The following is a 16461-nucleotide window of genomic DNA, read 5'->3' as shown; positions in this document are numbered from 1 at the left end:
TTGCCGCATTTGTTTGCCGCGCCTGCTTGCCGATTCCGTACCGATGACACGACCCCGTTCTTCCGCTCCGACTTCTTCCGGCCGCCCGGCGCGCCTGGCTGCGCTGCACCTGGCGCCCGATTCGCTCGGCTTCGCGCTCGACGCGGCCGCGCAGGCGGTCGATGCGGTGCGACGCGGCACCGCGTTGCCGGCGGCACTGTCGACGGTATTCGCGCAGATGCCGTCCGGCGCGCAGGCGCTCGCACGCGGCGCGACGCAGGACGTCGCCTACCGGACGATGCGTCGCCTCGGCAGCGCGGACTGGCTGATCGGCAAGTTCGTCAGCAAGGCGCCGCCCGCGCACGTGCACGCGGTGCTCGCCGGCGCGTTCGCGCTGCTGCTCGACCCGCCTGACGAAGCTGCGTACCCGGCGTTCACGGTGGTCGACCAGGCCGTCACCGTCATCGGTGCGCGGCGCGAATTCGCGTTCGCGAAGGGGATGGTCAACGCGGTGCTGCGCCGTTTCCTGCGCGAGCGCGACGCACTCGTCGCGGCGATGCAGGACGATCCGGTTGCGTGCTGGAACTACCGTGCGTGGTGGGTCGATGCGGTGAAGCGCGCATGGCCCGACGCGTGGCAGGCGATCCTCGCGGCCGGCGAGCGCCAGGGGCCGCTGACGCTGCGCGTGAACGCGCGTCGCGCGAACGTCGATGCGTATCTCGACACGCTGCGTGCGAGCGGAATCGAAGCGGTCGCGATCGGCCGGCATGCGGTGCGGCTCGCGTCGGCGCTGCCGGTCGACCGCATTCCGGGCTTCGCCGACGGCGTGGTGTCGGTGCAGGACGCCGGCGCGCAGCTCGCGGCCGAATGGCTCGGCGCGCGCGACGGCATGCGCGTGCTCGACGCGTGCGCGGCGCCCGGCGGCAAGACCGGCCATATTCTCGAACTCGCCGACGCGGAAGTCGTGGCGCTCGAAAGCGACGCGACGCGCGCGGCGCGCATCGGCGAGAATCTCGTGCGCCTGTCGCTCGCGGCGAACGTGTGCGTCGGCGACGCGGGCGCGCCGGACGCGTGGTACGACGGGCGTCCGTTCGATCGCATCCTGGCCGACGTGCCGTGCTCGGCGTCCGGCATCGTGCGGCGGCACCCCGACATCCGCTGGCTGCGCCGCGAGGCCGACATCCCGGCGCTGGTCGCGGAGCAGCGTCGCATCCTGTCGGCGCTGTGGCCGCTCGTGAAGCCGGGCGGCGAACTGCTTTACGTGACCTGTTCGATCTTCCCCGAAGAAGGCGAAGGGCAGGCCCGCTGGTTTGAAGCGGCCTGTGAAGATGCGGTACGATTGGACGCCCCCGGCCAACTGCTGCCGGGCGGCGTGCAGGGACGGGCGGCCGCCGGCGCACTCGACCAGAACACCGATCACGACGGATTTTTCTACGCGCGGTTTCAGAAACGGTGACGATCAAACACCTTTTTCCCTTTCGGCTCGCGGCCGTCTTGCTGGTCGCGTTGACGCTGTGCCTGGCCGTCGTGCGGCCGGTGCATGCCGAATCGATCGCCGTGCAACGCGCGTCGCTCCAGTCCGACGGAAGCGGCTGGAGCCTCGACGCACGGTTCGACTTCGAGCTGAATCCGAACCTCGAGGATGCCGTCAACAAGGGCATCCCGCTTTATTTCACGACCGACTTCGAGCTGAGCCGCGCGCGCTGGTACTGGTTCGACGAGCAGCCGGTAGCGGTCACGCAGACGATCCGCCTGTCGTTCCAGCCGCTCACGCGCGAGTACCGCGTGTCGACGGGCGGCCTGCAGCTCGGCTTCCCGTCGCTGAAGGATGCGCTCGCGGTGGTCCGGCACATCACGTCGTGGCACGTGATCGACCGTAACCAGGTGCGTGCCGGCGAAACCTACACGGCGTCGGTGCGGATGCAGCTCGATACGGCGCTGATGCCGAAGCCGTTCCAGGTCGACGCGGTAAACAATCGCGACTGGACGCTCGGGTCGGACTGGAAGCGCTTCAACTTCACGGTGACCGAACGTGCTAAATAAAGTACGCCGCGCGGCCAGCGGGAAGAGCCTCCTCGTCCGCGTGATCGTCTCGACCGTCGCGCTGACCGCGCTGCTGCTGCTCGTGCTGCTGGCGGCCGCGAGCGCGAACACCGAATTCTTCGATCGCTACTACTCGTGGCTGTACGCGACGAACATCGTCGTCGCGCTCGTGTTCCTGCTCGTGGTGCTCGGGCTGATCGGGATGATCGTCGTGCGCCTGAGGAAGGGCAAGTTCGGCACACGGCTGCTCGCGAAGCTCGCGGTGTTCTTCGCGCTCGTCGGCGTGGTGCCGGGCGGGATCATCTACATCGTGTCGTACCAGTTCGTGTCGCGCAGTATCGAGTCGTGGTTCGACGTGAACGTCGAGACGGCGCTGACGGCCGGCCTGAACCTCGGCCGCGGGATGCTCGATGCGTCGCTGTCCGATCTGCAGACGAAGGCGCGGCTGATGTCCGACCAGCTCGCGAGCGTCGATGCGAACACGAACGGCACGACGCTCACGCTGCTGCGGCTGCGCGACCAGTTCGGCGTGCAGGACGCGACGATCGTCGAGCCGAGCCGCGGCGGCTCGGGCGCCGCGCCCGACCTGCACATCGTCGCGCAGGCGTCGGGCAATTTCGCGGCGCTGATTCCGGACGACCTGCCGACGCCGCTGATGTTGAGCCAGGCGCGCGAACACGGCGCGTATGCGGCGATCGAGGGCGAAGTCGACGGCGACCCGCGCGCACACGGCGCGAAGGGCGCGCTGCGGCTGCGCGTCGTGCGGCCGATTCCCGACGCGACGACGTCGCTGCTGCAGCCGGCGGAGCGGTTCCTGCAGCTCACGCAGCCGGTGCCGCCGACGCTCGCGCACAACGCGGACGCCGTGCAGCGCGCGTACAGCGAGTACCAGGCAAAGTCGCTCGGCCGCACGGGGCTGCGCAAGATGTACATCGGCACGCTGACGCTCGCGCTGTTCCTCGCGACCTTCATCGCGATGATGCTCGCGCTCGCGCTCGGCCAGCAGCTCGCACGGCCGCTGTTCCTGCTCGCGCAGGGCACGAAGGAGATCACGGAAGGCGACTACACGCCGAAGCGCGAGATCAAGACGCGCGACGAGCTCGGCTTCCTCACGCAGTCGTTCAACGCGATGACGCGCCAGTTGTCCGAGGCGCGGCTCGCGGTCGAGAAGAACCGCATCGCGCTCGAGCATTCGAAGACGTATCTCGAGAGCATCCTCGCGAACCTGACGGCCGGCGTGTTCGTGCTCGATCGCCAGTTCCGGCTGACGACGGCCAATCGCGGCGCCGAGCGGATCTTCCGGCAGCCGTTCAACACGCTGATCGGCACGACGCTCGACCGGATCGGCGTGGCCGCCGGGTTCGGCGCGATGGTGCGCAAGGCGTTCGCCGATCGCGAGGCGGCGTCCGACGGCGGCAGCGGCGATCGCGGCCACTGGCAGCAGCAGTTCGCGATCGAGGTGCCGGGCGAAACCGATCCGCTGACGCTGCTCGTACGCGGTACGCGGCTCGTGTCGACGGTCGAAGGGCAGGCCGACGATCCGCAGACGTCCGGCTACGTGGTCGTGTTCGACGACATTTCCGACGTGATTTCCGCGCAGCGTTCGGTCGCGTGGGGCGAGGTCGCGCGGCGGCTCGCGCACGAGATCAAGAATCCGCTGACGCCGATCCAGCTGTCGGCCGAGCGGCTGCAGATGAAGCTGTCCGACAAGCTTGCGCCGCCCGACGCAGACGTGCTCAAGCGCGGCGCGACGATGATCGTGAACCAGGTGGCCGCGATGAAGCGGATGGTCGACGATTTTCGCGAATACGCGCGCACGCCGCCGGCGGTGCTCGCGAACCTGCAGTTGAACGAACTGGCGAGCGAGGTGCTCGGGCTGTACGGCGTCGGCGAGGGCAAGAGCCCGATCGTCGCCGAGCTCGCGCCGTCGCTGCCGGTGATTCGCGGCGACGCGACGCAATTGCGCCAGGTGATTCACAACCTGCTGCAGAATGCGCAGGATTCGGTCGCGGAGTCCGCGCATCCGCGTGTGTTGATCGAAACCAAGACAGTAGAATATGGCGACCCCGACGCCGAGGGCAAAACGCGCGTCGCGGTACGTCTTACCGTGTCCGACAACGGGCCCGGTTTTCCGGCACGCATCCTGACCCGTGCGTTCGAGCCTTACGTGACGACCAAGGCGAAGGGCACGGGGCTCGGGCTGGCCACGGTCAAGAAAATCGTTGACGAGCACGGCGCGCGGATCGATCTGCGCAATCGCATGCACGGCGAGACCGTCGAGGGTGCGCAGGTGTCGATCCTCTTCCTGCAGATGGCGAGCGATACGCCAGGCGCCGGACCGGGCGCACAGGACGGGACGACACCCGCCAAGACAAAAGCAAGTGAGCAGACAAAGGCAGCGTAAATGGCAACCATCCTGGTGGTAGATGATGAAATGGGCATCCGGGAATTGCTCTCGGAGATCCTCAGCGATGAAGGACATGTCGTCGAGGCGGCGGAGAACGCGCAGGCCGCGCGGGAATACCGGCTGAATCAGGCGCCCGATCTCGTGCTGCTCGATATCTGGATGCCCGATACCGACGGCGTCACGCTGCTCAAGGAATGGGCGGCGCAGGGGCTGCTGACGATGCCCGTGATCATGATGTCCGGGCACGCGACGATCGATACGGCCGTCGAGGCGACCAAGATCGGCGCGCTCGATTTCCTCGAGAAACCGATCGCGCTGCAGAAGCTGCTGAAGTCGGTCGAGCACGGTCTCGCCCGCGGCGCGGCGCCGGTGTCCGCGAACGCGGCGGCGAAGGCGGGCGGCGGGCAGGCCGCGGGGCCGGCGGCGGTCGCGTCCGCGGCGGCGCTGCCGACGCTCGGCGACGACATGGCGTCGGCGCTCGGCCTCGCGGGCCAGACGGCCGCGATCCCGTTCGACATCCCGTTGCGCGAAGCGCGCGATGCGTTCGAGCGCGCGTACTTCGAATATCACCTCGCGCGCGAGAACGGCAGCATGACGCGCGTCGCGGAGAAGACGGGCCTCGAGCGCACGCACCTGTATCGCAAGCTCAAGCAACTCGGCGTCGAGCTCGGCAAGAAGCCGTCCGAAGGCGCGCTGTAAAATATTTTGCGAAAGCACTTGCTCGGGGGCGAATAGCTCGATATACTTTCATTCTTCGTTGGCCCGGTAGCTCAGTTGGTAGAGCAGCGGATTGAAAATCCGCGTGTCGATGGTTCGATTCCGTCCCAGGCCACCAGTATTTAAAACCCCAAGAATCGGAAGGTTCTTGGGGTTTTTCGTTTGTGGTGGGTATCGCGTGTCGTGGGCCGCGGGCCCGGCAGCATTCGCCGGGGCATGATAAAATCCGTGCCCGCTCAATGACTTAGCGCATCGCTTCATGCGCATGGCAGGCTGCTCGCGGTGCGCCTGCCGTGGCGCGCGGCAACGATGCCGTGCGATGAGCGGTATAAGCGCGCCGCCGCATTCGCGGCCGAGCGCGCTGCCTATACTGGTCGAGCCGGCATAGGCCGGCCGCGTCGGGCCGCCCGGCGGCAGCCGGCCTCGGGGCGCAGTGCGACGCGAGCCTACACATTCACGGAGTATCACGGTGATTCGGACAGACGCTAAAGACGGCGCGCTCGTGTTGTTTTCCGGCGGGCAGGATTCCGCCACGTGCGTGGCATGGGCCCTCGAACGCTACCAGACGGTCGAGACGCTCGGCTTCGATTACGGCCAGCGTCATCGCGTCGAACTCGAGTGCCGCGAAGGCGTGCGCGAAGCGCTGAAGCGCAAGTTTCCCGCGTGGTCGGACCGGCTCGGCGACGATCACATGATCGACCTGTCGGTGCTCGGCGCGATCAGCGATACCGCGATGACGCGCACGATCGAGATCGAGACGACGGCCAACGGCCTGCCGAACACGTTCGTGCCGGGCCGCAACCTGATGTTCATGACGATCGCCGCGGCGATCGCCTATCGCCGGGGGCTGCGCGTGCTGGTCGGCGGGATGTGCGAGACCGATTTCTCGGGCTATCCCGATTGCCGCGACGACACGATGAAGGCGCTGCAGGTCGCGCTGAATCTCGGGATGGATACGCGCATGGTGCTCGAGACGCCGCTGATGTGGCTCGACAAGGCGCAGACCTGGCAGCTCGCCGAACAGCTCGGCGGCGACGCGCTCGTCGAACTGATCCGCGTCGAGACGCACACCTGCTACGTGGGCGAGCGCGCGGAACTGCACGACTGGGGCTTCGGCTGTGGCGAATGCCCGGCCTGCAAGCTGCGCAAGCGCGGCTACGAGGCCTACCTGAAGGGCGAGCGGGTGACCGAAGCGCCGCTGTGACGCGGCTGCGCCGGCGGCGCTTGATGGACAACGGATTCTGATCGACAACGAGCGGCGCGAGCCGGACGAAGGACGATGACTTACGCGGTCAAGGAAATTTTCTACACGTTGCAGGGCGAGGGCGCGAATGCGGGCCGGCCGGCCGTGTTCTGCCGGTTCGCCGGCTGCAATCTGTGGTCGGGCCGCGAAGAGGATCGTGCGGAGGCCGTGTGCCGCTTCTGCGATACGGACTTCGTCGGCACCGACGGCGAGAACGGCGGCAAGTTCAAGGACGCCGCCGCGCTCGTCGCGACGATCGCCGGCCTGTGGCCGGCGGGCGAAGCGCACCGCTTCGTCGTCTGCACGGGTGGCGAGCCGATGCTGCAGCTCGACCAGCCGCTCGTCGACGCGCTGCATGCGGCCGGCTTCGAGATCGCGATCGAAACCAACGGTTCGCTGCCGGTGCTCGAATCGATCGACTGGATCTGCGTGAGCCCGAAGGCGGATGCGCCGCTCGTCGTCACGAAGGGCAACGAACTGAAGGTCGTCGTGCCGCAGGACAACCAGCGGCTGGCCGACTACGCGAAGCTCGACTTCGAGTATTTCCTGGTCCAGCCGATGGACGGCCCGTCGCGCGACCTCAATACGAAGCTCGCGATCGACTGGTGCAAGCGTCATCCGCAGTGGCGGCTGTCGATGCAGACCCACAAATATCTGAACATTCCCTGAGCCACGGCTTTTGACATCGTGCTGATTACCCGAAAACTCGAATTCGACGCGGGCCACCGCATCCCCGATCACCGCAGCCAGTGCAGGAACCTGCACGGCCATCGCTACGTGCTCGAAATCACGCTGCGCGGCGATCTCGTCGATACCGAGGGGGCGCCCGACCGCGGCATGGTGATGGATTTCGCCGACGTGAAGGCGCTCGCGATGGAGCACCTCGTCAGCAAGTGGGATCACGCGTTCCTGGTCTATGCGCGCGACGAGGTCGTGCGTTCGTTCCTCGAGCAGATGGCCGACCACAAGACGGTCGTGATCGACCGGATCCCGACTGTCGAGAACCTCGCGGCGATCGCGTTCGACCTGCTCGCGAACGTGTACGACGCACACTACGGCGTGAATCTGCGCCTCGAGCGCGTGCGTCTGTACGAAACGCCGAACTGCTGGGCCGACGTCGAGCGCCAGCCCGGCCGCTGATCCTGTCTTTCCCGGCAGCCCCGCCGTTCGGCGCGGGCTGGCCGTCGCCGCCAGCCGCCGCGTCCCGCGCCGGTACGGCTTTCCCCGTCGGTTCCCGCATCGAGCATCCGGCCGCGCTATGATCGTCGTGCGGCACGGAAAAACGCGCGCGTGAGCCATTGCGCGGCCCGCTTTGTCAGATCGGTCGTCCCGGGCCGACTCACGTTCTCTGGCGTGCGATCTGCCGCCGCCACCGTGCTTCGGTTGCCCGGCGGTATGCATTCCGCTTTCCGCTTCGCCAGTTGCTTGTCCCGTTCGATTGCCGTTCCGTTCCGGAGGCCGTATCGATGAGCACGCTCACCAATTCCCTCAAACAACGCCTGCGCGACGGCGACGAGCCGCTGTACGGCCTGTGGCTGTCGCTCGGCAGCGACTCGGCCGCGGAAGCGCTCGCGCATGCCGGTTACGACTGGCTCTGCATCGACATGGAGCATGCGCCGAACGACAGTCGCGACGTGGCGTCGCAACTGCGCGCGATCGCCGCGGCGCACCTGCCGAGCGAGCCGGTCGTGCGCGTGCCGGCGCGCGAGCCGTGGCTCGTGAAGCGTGCGCTCGACGCCGGCGCCCGCACGCTGATGTTTCCGTGTATCGAGACGCCCGACGACGCCGCGCACGCGGTGCGGCTCACGCGCTTCCCGTCGCCCGAATCGCCGGACGGGCTGCGCGGCGTCGCGGGCATGGTGCGCGCGGCGGCGTTCGGCATGCGCCGCGACTACCTGCAGACGGCGAATGCGCAAGTCGCGGTGATCGTGCAGGTCGAATCGGCGCGCGGCGTCGACGAAGTCGAGCGGATCGCGGCGACGCCCGGTGTCGATTGCCTGTTCGTCGGCCCGGCCGATCTCGCGGCGAGCCTCGGGCATCTCGGCGATATCCGCCACCCGGACGTCGAAACCGCGATGGCGCGCGTGCTCGCGGCGGGCAAGCAGGCGGGCGTCGCGGTCGGCATCTTCGCGGGCGACACGGCGGCCGCGCGCCAGTATCGCGAGGCCGGCTACCGGATGATCACGGTGTCGGCCGACGTGAGCTGGCTGTTGCGCGCGACGCGGCAGGCGTTGCAGGAGGTACGGTCATGAACGGCGCAGACGGTGCGTGCCGCGGGCGCGCGCGGATCGGGGCGATGGTCGGCCTGTGGGTCGTGTGGGCGGCGGCCGTCGCGCAGGGCGCGCCGCAAGCGAAGCCCGACCCGTCGCGCGAGACGCAATCGGCGGTCGCCGACTACAACGCCGGCGACTATCGCGCGGCGCTGGTGCAATTCCACGATGCGGCCGAGCGCGGCGATCGCCTCGCGCAGTTCAACTACGCGATGATGCTGCTGACGGGCGAAGGCGTGACCGCGAACGTCGACGAAGGGCTGCGCTGGCTCAAGCGCGCGGCGGAAGCGAACATGTCGCATGCGCAGTACGTGTACGGCCGGATGTTCGACGATGGCGAGTTCGTCGCGCGCAATCCGGCGGAAGCGCATCGCTGGTTCCTGCGGGCCGCGAAGCAGGGGCACGTGCAGGCCGAGCTGTCGCTCGCGAACCAGTTCCTCGACGGGCGCGGCACGCCGCGCGACAACCGGCAGGCGTTCGTGTGGTACAAGCAGGCCGCCGACGCGGGCGAGCCGACCGCGCAGTACGTGACCGCGTCGTTCTACGAGCGCGGCGGCGACGGCGTCGCGCAGAACCTGAACATCGCACGCGCGTACTACGCGGCGGCGGCCGCGCAGGGCGACGAGACGGCCGGGATGAAATTCAAGGAGCTGAGCGCGCGGCTGAAGGCGCCGGGGCCGGCATCGGGGACCGGCGCGGAGCCGGGCAAACCGCACGCGCCGCCGCAGTAAGCGGCTGCATTCGGTCCGCCCGATGCAAAACGGCGCCCGCAGGCGCCGTTGTCGTGTGCCGCAGCGCAGGCCGCGCGGTCAACTCTTCATCAACCGCCGCTGCCGCCCGACGCTCATGATCATCCCGATCGCGATGCCGAGCGTCGTGAGCGCGGTGCCGCCGTAACTCATGAACGGCAGCGGCACGCCGACGACCGGCAACACGCCGCTCACCATCCCGATATTGACGAACGCGTAGACGAAGAACGCGAGCGTGAGCGAGCCCGCGAGCAGCCGGCCGAACAGCGTCGCGCCCTGCGCGGCGATGTAGAGCCCGCGCGCGATCAGCGCCATGTACAGCGTCAGCAGCACGAGCCCGCCGGCGAGCCCCCATTCCTCCGAGAACACCGCGAAGATGAAGTCGGTGTGCTTTTCCGGAATGAATTCGAGGTGCGCCTGCGTGCCTTTCAGGTAGCCCTTGCCGAGCACGCCGCCCGAGCCGATCGCGATCACGGCCTGGATCGTGTGGAAGCCCTTGCCGAGCGGGTCGGACGTCGGGTCGAGCAGCGTACACACCCGGTGTTTCTGGTAGTCGTGCATCAGCGGCCACTGCACTTCAGGCTGGCAGATGCGTTCCTCGAACACCGCGATCGAGCCGACCGCGATCACGCCCGCGACGAGCACCGGCACGATCAGCTTGAACGACAGGCCGGCGAGGTAGATCACGAAGAAGCCGGCCGCGAACACGAGCAGGCCCGTGCCGAGGTCCGGCTGCTTCGCGATCAGCCCGACCGGCACCAGCAGGATCCCGAACGCGGCGATGAAGTCGTACCAGCGCAGCCCGCCTTCGCGGCGCTGGTAGTACCACGCGAGCATCAGCGGCGTCGCGATCTTGAGGATTTCGGACGGCTGGATCACGACGCCGACGTTCAGCCAGCGCTTCGCGCCCTTCTTGGTCATCCCGAACAGCGCGACGGCAATCAGCAGCGTGACCCCGAACGTGTAGAGCGGGACCGCGAAGCGCATCAGCGTGGTCGGCGGGATGTTGGCGATCACCCACATCAGCACGAACGTCAGCAGGATGTTGCGCAACTGGTCCTCGACGCGGCCCGGCACGTCGATCGACGCGCTGTACAGCGTGACGATGCCGACGCACAGCAGCAGGAACACGATGAGGGCGAGCGGACGGTCGAAGCCCGCGAACATCTGCTTGATCTTGTCGAGCCAGGCGCGCTTGTCGAATTGCATGCCTTTCTCCGTTAATGAGCGGTGCCGGCGTCCGCCGCTTTCGCGGGGGCCGTCGCACGATGGTTGTCGTCCCGCGGCGTGGCGACGACCGGCTGCGCGTCGCTGGCGGGCCGGCGCGGCCGGTGCGGGCGCCGGATCGGCGGCAGGCTCGCGGCCATCGGCGCCGCGGCGCTCGTGTCGGCCGGCGCCGTGGCGCTGGCGCCCGAGGCCCCCGATGCGGCGGATGCCGCTTCGGCCGCGCTGGCCGCCGACGGCACGACCGGCTGCGGCAGTGCGGTGAAGCCGGCCGCGATCGTGGCCGGTTTGGATGTGTCGCCGACCACCGGCGCGCTCACCGGCTCAGTGGCCGACGCCGCGGCGGCCACGGCCGCGGCTTCGTTCTTCGGGTTCTGGCGCTCGACCAGGTAGTAGTCGAGCACGCGACGCGCGATCGGGCCGGCGGCCTGGGCGCCCCAGCCGCCGTTTTCGACGACCAGCGCGACGGCGATCTGCGGATGGTCGACCGGCGCATATGCGATGAACAGCGCGTGGTCGCGCAGGTGTTCGGCGAGCAGGTGGCCCTTGTAGTTCGAGCCCTGCAGCGAGAACACCTGGGCGGTACCAGTCTTGCCGGCGGCGAGGTACGGCGCGCCGCGGAACACCTTGTACGCGGTGCCGGACGGGTTCTCGATCACGTTCTCCATCCCGCGCTTCACGACGTCGATGTCGGCCTGCTTGAGCGGGATCACCTCGCTTTCCTTCGGCACGGTCAGGTGGCGCGCGCGAGAGATCGGATCCTCGACTTCCTTCACGAGGTGAGGCTTCATCACGACGCCGTTGTTCGCGAGCGTCGCGGTTGCGTGCGCGAGCTGCAGGATCGTGAACGAGTTGTAGCCCTGGCCGATTCCGAGGCTGATCGTCTCGCCGTCGAACCACTTCTGCTGCGCGGCCTTCTTGAACGCCTTCTTCTTCCAGTCGGTCGACGGCAGGATCCCGCGCGCCTCGCCCTGGATGTCGATCCCGGTGATCTGGCCGAAGCCGAACGGCTTCATGAAGTTCGCGATCGCGTTCACGCCGAGGTCGCGCGCGAGCATATAGAAGTAGGTGTCGTTCGACACCATGATCGCCTTGTTCATGTCGACCCAGCCCTGGCCCGAGCGCACGTCGTTGCGGAACGTGTGGCCGCCGAACGTGAAGTAGCCCGGGTCCTGGAAGCCCCAGCCCGGCGTGCGCTTGCCGAGCGTCAGGCCCGCGAGCGCCATGAACGGCTTGTAGGTGGAGCCCGGCGGGTAGGTGCCGTGCAGCGGGCGATTCAGGAGCGGCTTGTCGGGCGAGTTGTTCAGCTCGTCCCAGGTCTGCTGGTCGATGCCGTCGACGAACGAGTTCGGGTCGAAGCTCGGCGACGACACGAACGCGAGCACGTCGCCCGTCTTCGGCTCGATCGCGACGAGCGCACCGCGCTTGCCGGCGAACGCCTGCTCGGCGACCTGCTGCAGCCCGATGTCGAGCGACAGCACGAGGTTGTTGCCGGGCGTCGCCTGCGTGCGCGACAGCGTGCGCACCGGCCGGCCGCCGGCCGTCACCTCGACTTCCTCGAAGCCCGTCAGCCCGTGCAGCTCGGTCTCGTAGCTCTGCTCGACGCCGATCTTGCCGATGTAGTCGGTGCCCTTGTAGTTGTTCGCGTCGCGGCGCGGGTCGTAGTGCTCCTGGTCGCTGTCGTTGTCGTCGCTCATCGCGTCGATGCGATCCTGGTCGCGCTTCGAGATCCGGCCGATATAGCCGATCACGTGCGCGGCCGTCATGCCGAGCGGGTACTGGCGGAACAGCCGCGCGCGCACGTCGACGCCGGGGAAGCGGAAACGCTGCGCGGTGAAGCGCGCGACTTCGGCATCGGTGAGCCGCGTGCGGATCGGCAGGCTCTCGAAGTTCTTCGAGTCTTCCTGCAGCTTCTTGAAGCGGCGGCGGTCGCGCGCGTCGATCGGGATGATCTCGGACAGCTTGTCGATCGTGTTGTCGAGCGTGTCGTCGAGCTTCGACGGCGTGATCTCGAGCGTGTACGCCGAGTAGTTCTTCGCGAGGATCACGCCGTTGCGGTCGGTGATGATCCCGCGGTTCGGCACGATCGGCGCGACCGAGATGCGGTTTTCCTCGGCCTGCAGCGCGTATTTGCCGTGCTGCATCAGCTGCAGATAGAAGAAGCGGCTCGCGAGCAGCCCGAAGCAGACGAACACGAACACGCCCGCCGCCGCGACGCGCAGGCGGAACTTCGAGAGCTGCTGTTGGGTGTCGTTGAATTCGGTCATTTAAGGGCAATCTGGCCCGCGCGCGGACGCGGGCGAGGTGCCGCCCCGGAGCGCGGCGCGCGGCGGGCGTGGGGGCGGCGGGTATTCAAGGTCGGTCCGGCTCAGATCGGGCGCGTATCGTCCGGGTCGACCGGGCGGCGTTGCGGCATCAGCAGCAGGTGGCTCGCGATCGGCCACAGCGCGGCTTCGACGAAACCGTCGACGAGGTAGCGCCAGCCGGGGAACGCGGCGCCCATCAGCAGGCGGATCACGAACGGCACGAGCTGCGCGACGACGAGCAGCGGCGTGACGTACAGCACCTGCACGCCGATCGGCATCCACAGCACGCGGCGGTGGATCGTGATCGCGCCGTACGACAGCAGCGTATAGGCGAGCGCGTGCTCGCCGAGCAGCCCCGCGTCGTGCACGTCCATCAGGATGCCGAGCGCGAACGCGACGCCCATCCCGACCTTGCGCGGCTGGTGGATGTTCCAGAACAGCAGCACGAGCGCGACGAAGTCGGGCACGCCGGGCAGGCGGCCCCACGGCATCAGGTTCAGCAGGAACGCGGCGGCGAGGCTGAAGACGATGAAGTACGGATTGACCGGCTGCAGGATGTATTGCGGGCGGTTCATCGCTGGGCTCCTGATTGCCCGGCAGCGGGCTTCGCGGGCGCGACGGCGGGCTTGGCCGGCGCGGCAGGGGCCGGCGCCGGGTTCGCACCGGCGGGCGGGGCCGCGGCGGCCGGCTTCGCGTTCGCGTCGGCCTTGTCGGCTTTCTCGGCCTTCGCGGCGGCCTTGCCCTTCTTGCCCTTCGCGCTCTTCTCGGCCGCGGGATCGGGCTCGGCCGGGCGCGGCGGGATGTCGTTCCGGTAATGCAGCACGAGCATCTGGCGCGCGCCGCGCACGGCCGCGACCGGCGCGCAGGTCACGCGGGCGAACGCGGTATCGGCGAGCTTGTCGACGCGCACGACCTTCGCGACCGGCAGGCCGGGCGGATAGACGCCGTCGAGGCCGCTCGTGACGAGTTCGTCGCCGGCGACGAGATCCGCGCTCGTCGGCACGAAGCGCAGGTCGAGCGAATCGCCCTTCGGCGTGCCGTAGATCACGCTGCGCAGGCCGGTGCGCAGCACCTGCACGGGAATCGCGAGATCGCGGTCGGTGACCAGCGTGATTTCGGATTGCAGCGGGAACACGCGCGTGACCTGCCCGATCACGCCGTCCTCGCTGACGACGGGCGAGCCGTCCTGGATGCCTTGCTGCGAGCCTTGCCCGACCACGATCTTCTGCGTGAACGGATCGCTCGTGTCGTACTGGATCTCGACCGGCGTCGATTGCGTCGCGATGTGCTGGCGCAGTTCGAGCACCGCGCGCAGATGCGCGTTTTCCTGCGTGAGCACGGCGGCCTGGTTGGCCTGCGTGGACAGTTGCAGGTTGCGTTTGCGCAGATCGTCGTTCTCGTGGCGCAGCGCCGCGCCGGTGACGGCGAGGTCGGCCGCGCCCATGAACAGGTCGCGCGGCACGAGCGCCGCGCGTTGCAGCGGGTAGAGCACCGTGCCGAGCACGCCGCGCACGATTTCGAGCGTGCTGAAGCGCGCGTCCGACACGAGGAGCGCGATGGCGAGGGCGACGAAGAAGATGAGCCGCGCGAGCGCGGGCGGACCTTGCTTGAAGAGGGGCGGCGGACTGTATTCCATGGTCGGCGCCGGGCGCGTGTGATCGGTTAAATAATGCTCAGACGCGCAAACGGCGCGGCGGTTCGTTCTGAACGAGCGATCCGGCCACGCCGCGGGTGCGTCATATCAAACGGGACTGCCTAGGCGATCACTGGGCGATCACTCGTACGAGAAGATGCTGCCCAGCTTGTCCATGCGCTCGAGCGCCATGCCCGAACCGCGCACGACGCAGGTCAGCGGATCTTCCGCGACGAGCACCGGCAGGCCGGTTTCTTCCGCGAGCAGGCGATCGAGGTCGCGCAGCAGCGCGCCGCCGCCCGTCAGCATCATCCCGCGTTCGGCGATGTCGGCGCCGAGTTCCGGCGGCGTCTGTTCGAGCGCGATCTTCACCGACGACACGATCTGGTTCAGCGGATCGGTCAGCGCTTCGAGGATTTCGTTGCTGGAGATCGTGAAGCTGCGCGGGATGCCTTCCGACAGGTTGCGGCCCTTCACTTCCATTTCCTTGACTTCGGAGCCCGGGAACGCGGAGCCGATTTCCTTCTTGATCGCCTCGGCGGTCTGCTCGCCGATCAGCATCCCGTAGTTGCGGCGGATGTAGTTGACGATCGCCTCGTCGAACTTGTCGCCGCCGACGCGCACCGAGCCTTTGTAGACGATGCCGCCGAGCGAGATCACGCCGACTTCGGTCGTGCCGCCGCCGATGTCGACGACCATCGAGCCGGTGGCTTCCGAGACCGGCAGGCCCGCGCCGATCGCCGCCGCCATCGGCTCCTCGATCAGGTAGACCTGCGACGCGCCGGCGCCGTGCGCGGCTTCCTTGATCGCGCGGCGCTCGACCTGGGTCGAGCCGCACGGCACGCAGATGATGATGCGCGGCGACGGCGAGAACATGCGCGACTCGTGGGCCGTCTTGATGAACTGCTTGATCATCTGCTCGGTGACGGTGAAGTCGGCGATCACGCCGTCCTTCATCGGGCGGATCGCCTCGATGTTGCCCGGCACCTTGCCGAGCATCTGCTTGGCTTCCTTGCCGACCGCCTGGATCGTCTTCTTGCCGTTGGGGCCGCCTTCCTGGCGGATCGACACGACGGACGGCTCATCGAGCACGATGCCCTTGCCGCGCATGTAGATCAGGGTGTTTGCGGTGCCGAGGTCGATCGCGAGATCGTTGGAGAAGTAGCTGCGCAAAAAACCGAACATTCAGAATCCTGTTTCGCTCTGGGCCGGCCCTGCATAGCGAGCGCTGAGGGCGGCAGCGGAAAAAATAACAGCCTCGGGAAGCGTGGCGGAAGCGGCCGCCGCGGCGCACGAAGCTGCGAGTGATGTCTACCGGGGATCGCACGAAGCACGCACGGCTTGCCGAAGTGGGGCGAAACGGTGCGGGAAAAGGCTGCCGGGTTTGGGTCGAACGCGTAATGATACCTTATAATTTCACGGTATTTGAATCGAAACGGGCGGTATTTTTGCCGCTTCGGCCCCGATTTTTGAGGGTGGGATCGCACCCTCCAACCCCCCGCCGCAGTGCTGCTTTCGATGCACTGCGCAGCCTTGTTTTTCCGGTGATCGCATGGCCCTGACCCTGACCGATGTGAAACGCATCGCGCACCTGGCGCGACTCGAAATGGCCGACGCCGACGCCGAGCACATGCTCGGCCAGCTCAATGAATTCTTCGGCCTCGTCGAGCAGATGCAGGCGGTCGATACCGCCGGCATCGCGCCGCTCGCCCACCCGATCGAACAGATCCAGGAAGTCGCGCAGCGCCTGCGCGACGACGCCGTGACGGAAGTCGTCAATCGCGACGACAACCAGCGTCCGGCGCCGGCCGTCCAGGACGGCCTCTATCTCGTGCCGAAGGTGATCGAGTAAGCATTCGATGACAAGCGCGCCGGCCGTCCAGCGCCGCG

Annotated in this window: 15 protein-coding genes and 1 tRNA gene; 11 read left to right on the top strand and 5 right to left on the bottom strand. The window is 67.9% G+C overall.

Annotated elements, in window-relative coordinates; genetic code table 11:
* The first annotated feature begins 43 nt into the window (after positions 1–43).
* From rsmB to KU887_RS16505, 10 genes are all read left to right on the top strand, one after another.
* Entirely contained in the window at positions 44–1435 is a 1392-nt protein-coding gene (gene rsmB, locus KU887_RS16550; RefSeq protein ID WP_006485768.1) for a 16S rRNA (cytosine(967)-C(5))-methyltransferase RsmB, read from the top strand.
* Positions 1432–2022 carry a DUF4390 domain-containing protein gene (locus KU887_RS16545; RefSeq protein WP_060267852.1) on the top strand — a complete coding sequence of 197 codons (591 nt, stop codon included), beginning with the start codon at positions 1432–1434 and terminating at the stop codon, positions 2020–2022. The genes rsmB and KU887_RS16545 overlap by 4 nt, the downstream gene beginning before the upstream one ends.
* Complete coding sequence (gene esaS, locus KU887_RS16540; protein WP_258250626.1) at positions 2012–4426, top strand: sensor histidine kinase EsaS; 2415 nt, start codon at positions 2012–2014, stop codon at positions 4424–4426. Before KU887_RS16545 ends, esaS begins: the two co-directional genes overlap by 11 nt.
* Entirely contained in the window at positions 4427–5128 is a 702-nt protein-coding gene (esaR, locus tag KU887_RS16535; protein WP_006495385.1) for a response regulator transcription factor EsaR, read from the top strand.
* A gap of 60 nt (positions 5129–5188) precedes the next feature.
* Positions 5189–5264, top strand: a tRNA-Phe gene (locus tag KU887_RS16530).
* Positions 5265–5615: 351 nt separating this feature from the next.
* On the top strand, positions 5616–6350 hold the full coding sequence (queC, locus tag KU887_RS16525) for a 7-cyano-7-deazaguanine synthase QueC (RefSeq protein ID WP_006495384.1): 735 nt from the start codon (positions 5616–5618) through the stop codon (positions 6348–6350).
* A gap of 75 nt (positions 6351–6425) precedes the next feature.
* Positions 6426–7058, top strand: coding sequence for a 7-carboxy-7-deazaguanine synthase (gene queE, locus KU887_RS16520; protein WP_006495383.1), 633 nt, complete (start codon positions 6426–6428; stop codon positions 7056–7058).
* Positions 7059–7076: 18 nt separating this feature from the next.
* A complete protein-coding gene (gene queD / locus KU887_RS16515) occupies positions 7077–7529 on the top strand; it encodes a 6-carboxytetrahydropterin synthase QueD (protein WP_006482561.1) in 453 nt (150 codons plus the stop codon).
* Between the two features lie 326 nt (positions 7530–7855).
* A complete protein-coding gene (locus tag KU887_RS16510) occupies positions 7856–8641 on the top strand; it encodes an HpcH/HpaI aldolase/citrate lyase family protein (RefSeq protein WP_006495381.1) in 786 nt (261 codons plus the stop codon).
* Positions 8638–9390, top strand: coding sequence for a tetratricopeptide repeat protein (locus KU887_RS16505; RefSeq protein WP_212158372.1), 753 nt, complete (start codon positions 8638–8640; stop codon positions 9388–9390). The genes KU887_RS16510 and KU887_RS16505 overlap by 4 nt, the downstream gene beginning before the upstream one ends.
* A gap of 78 nt (positions 9391–9468) precedes the next feature.
* On the opposite strand, the gene rodA is transcribed toward KU887_RS16505, so the two are convergent.
* From rodA to KU887_RS16480, 5 genes are all read right to left on the bottom strand, one after another.
* Positions 9469–10617: a rod shape-determining protein RodA gene (gene rodA, locus KU887_RS16500; protein WP_006482564.1), complete on the bottom strand. Its 1149-nt coding sequence runs from the start codon at positions 10615–10617 to the stop codon at positions 9469–9471.
* An 11-nt stretch (positions 10618–10628) separates the two neighbouring features.
* Complete coding sequence (gene mrdA / locus KU887_RS16495) at positions 10629–12899, bottom strand: penicillin-binding protein 2 (protein WP_059720854.1); 2271 nt, start codon at positions 12897–12899, stop codon at positions 10629–10631.
* A 101-nt stretch (positions 12900–13000) separates the two neighbouring features.
* Positions 13001–13513, bottom strand: coding sequence for a rod shape-determining protein MreD (mreD, locus tag KU887_RS16490; protein WP_006482567.1), 513 nt, complete (start codon positions 13511–13513; stop codon positions 13001–13003).
* Entirely contained in the window at positions 13510–14574 is a 1065-nt protein-coding gene (mreC, locus tag KU887_RS16485; protein WP_060267856.1) for a rod shape-determining protein MreC, read from the bottom strand. The genes mreD and mreC overlap by 4 nt, the downstream gene beginning before the upstream one ends.
* Positions 14575–14712: 138 nt before the next feature.
* A complete protein-coding gene (locus KU887_RS16480) occupies positions 14713–15756 on the bottom strand; it encodes a rod shape-determining protein (protein ID WP_004189550.1) in 1044 nt (347 codons plus the stop codon).
* 367 nt (positions 15757–16123) lie between these two features.
* On the opposite strand from KU887_RS16480, the gene gatC reads away from it, so the two are divergent.
* Complete coding sequence (gene gatC, locus KU887_RS16475; RefSeq protein WP_006477478.1) at positions 16124–16423, top strand: Asp-tRNA(Asn)/Glu-tRNA(Gln) amidotransferase subunit GatC; 300 nt, start codon at positions 16124–16126, stop codon at positions 16421–16423.
* Positions 16424–16461: the final 38 nt, after the last annotated feature.

The organism is Burkholderia sp. EMB26, from assembly GCF_024730645.1.
In the GTDB taxonomy this organism is placed as follows: domain Bacteria; phylum Pseudomonadota; class Gammaproteobacteria; order Burkholderiales; family Burkholderiaceae; genus Burkholderia; species Burkholderia cenocepacia.
Note: the sequence above shows the minus strand (reverse complement) of the source record. Positions and strands in the feature narration are given on the sequence as shown.

Coding starts and splice junctions, on each gene's coding strand:
- rsmB (WP_006485768.1), top strand. CDS start 44: ATGACACGACCCCGTTCTTCCGCTCCGACTTCTTCCGGCCGCCCGGCG.
- mreC (WP_060267856.1), bottom strand. CDS start 14,574: ATGGAATACAGTCCGCCGCCCCTCTTCAAGCAAGGTCCGCCCGCGCTC.
- KU887_RS16510 (WP_006495381.1), top strand. CDS start 7,856: ATGAGCACGCTCACCAATTCCCTCAAACAACGCCTGCGCGACGGCGAC.
- queE (WP_006495383.1), top strand. CDS start 6,426: ATGACTTACGCGGTCAAGGAAATTTTCTACACGTTGCAGGGCGAGGGC.
- KU887_RS16480 (WP_004189550.1), bottom strand. CDS start 15,756: ATGTTCGGTTTTTTGCGCAGCTACTTCTCCAACGATCTCGCGATCGAC.
- mreD (WP_006482567.1), bottom strand. CDS start 13,513: ATGAACCGCCCGCAATACATCCTGCAGCCGGTCAATCCGTACTTCATC.
- mrdA (WP_059720854.1), bottom strand. CDS start 12,899: ATGACCGAATTCAACGACACCCAACAGCAGCTCTCGAAGTTCCGCCTG.
- esaR (WP_006495385.1), top strand. CDS start 4,427: ATGGCAACCATCCTGGTGGTAGATGATGAAATGGGCATCCGGGAATTG.
- KU887_RS16505 (WP_212158372.1), top strand. CDS start 8,638: ATGAACGGCGCAGACGGTGCGTGCCGCGGGCGCGCGCGGATCGGGGCG.
- rodA (WP_006482564.1), bottom strand. CDS start 10,617: ATGCAATTCGACAAGCGCGCCTGGCTCGACAAGATCAAGCAGATGTTC.
- gatC (WP_006477478.1), top strand. CDS start 16,124: ATGGCCCTGACCCTGACCGATGTGAAACGCATCGCGCACCTGGCGCGA.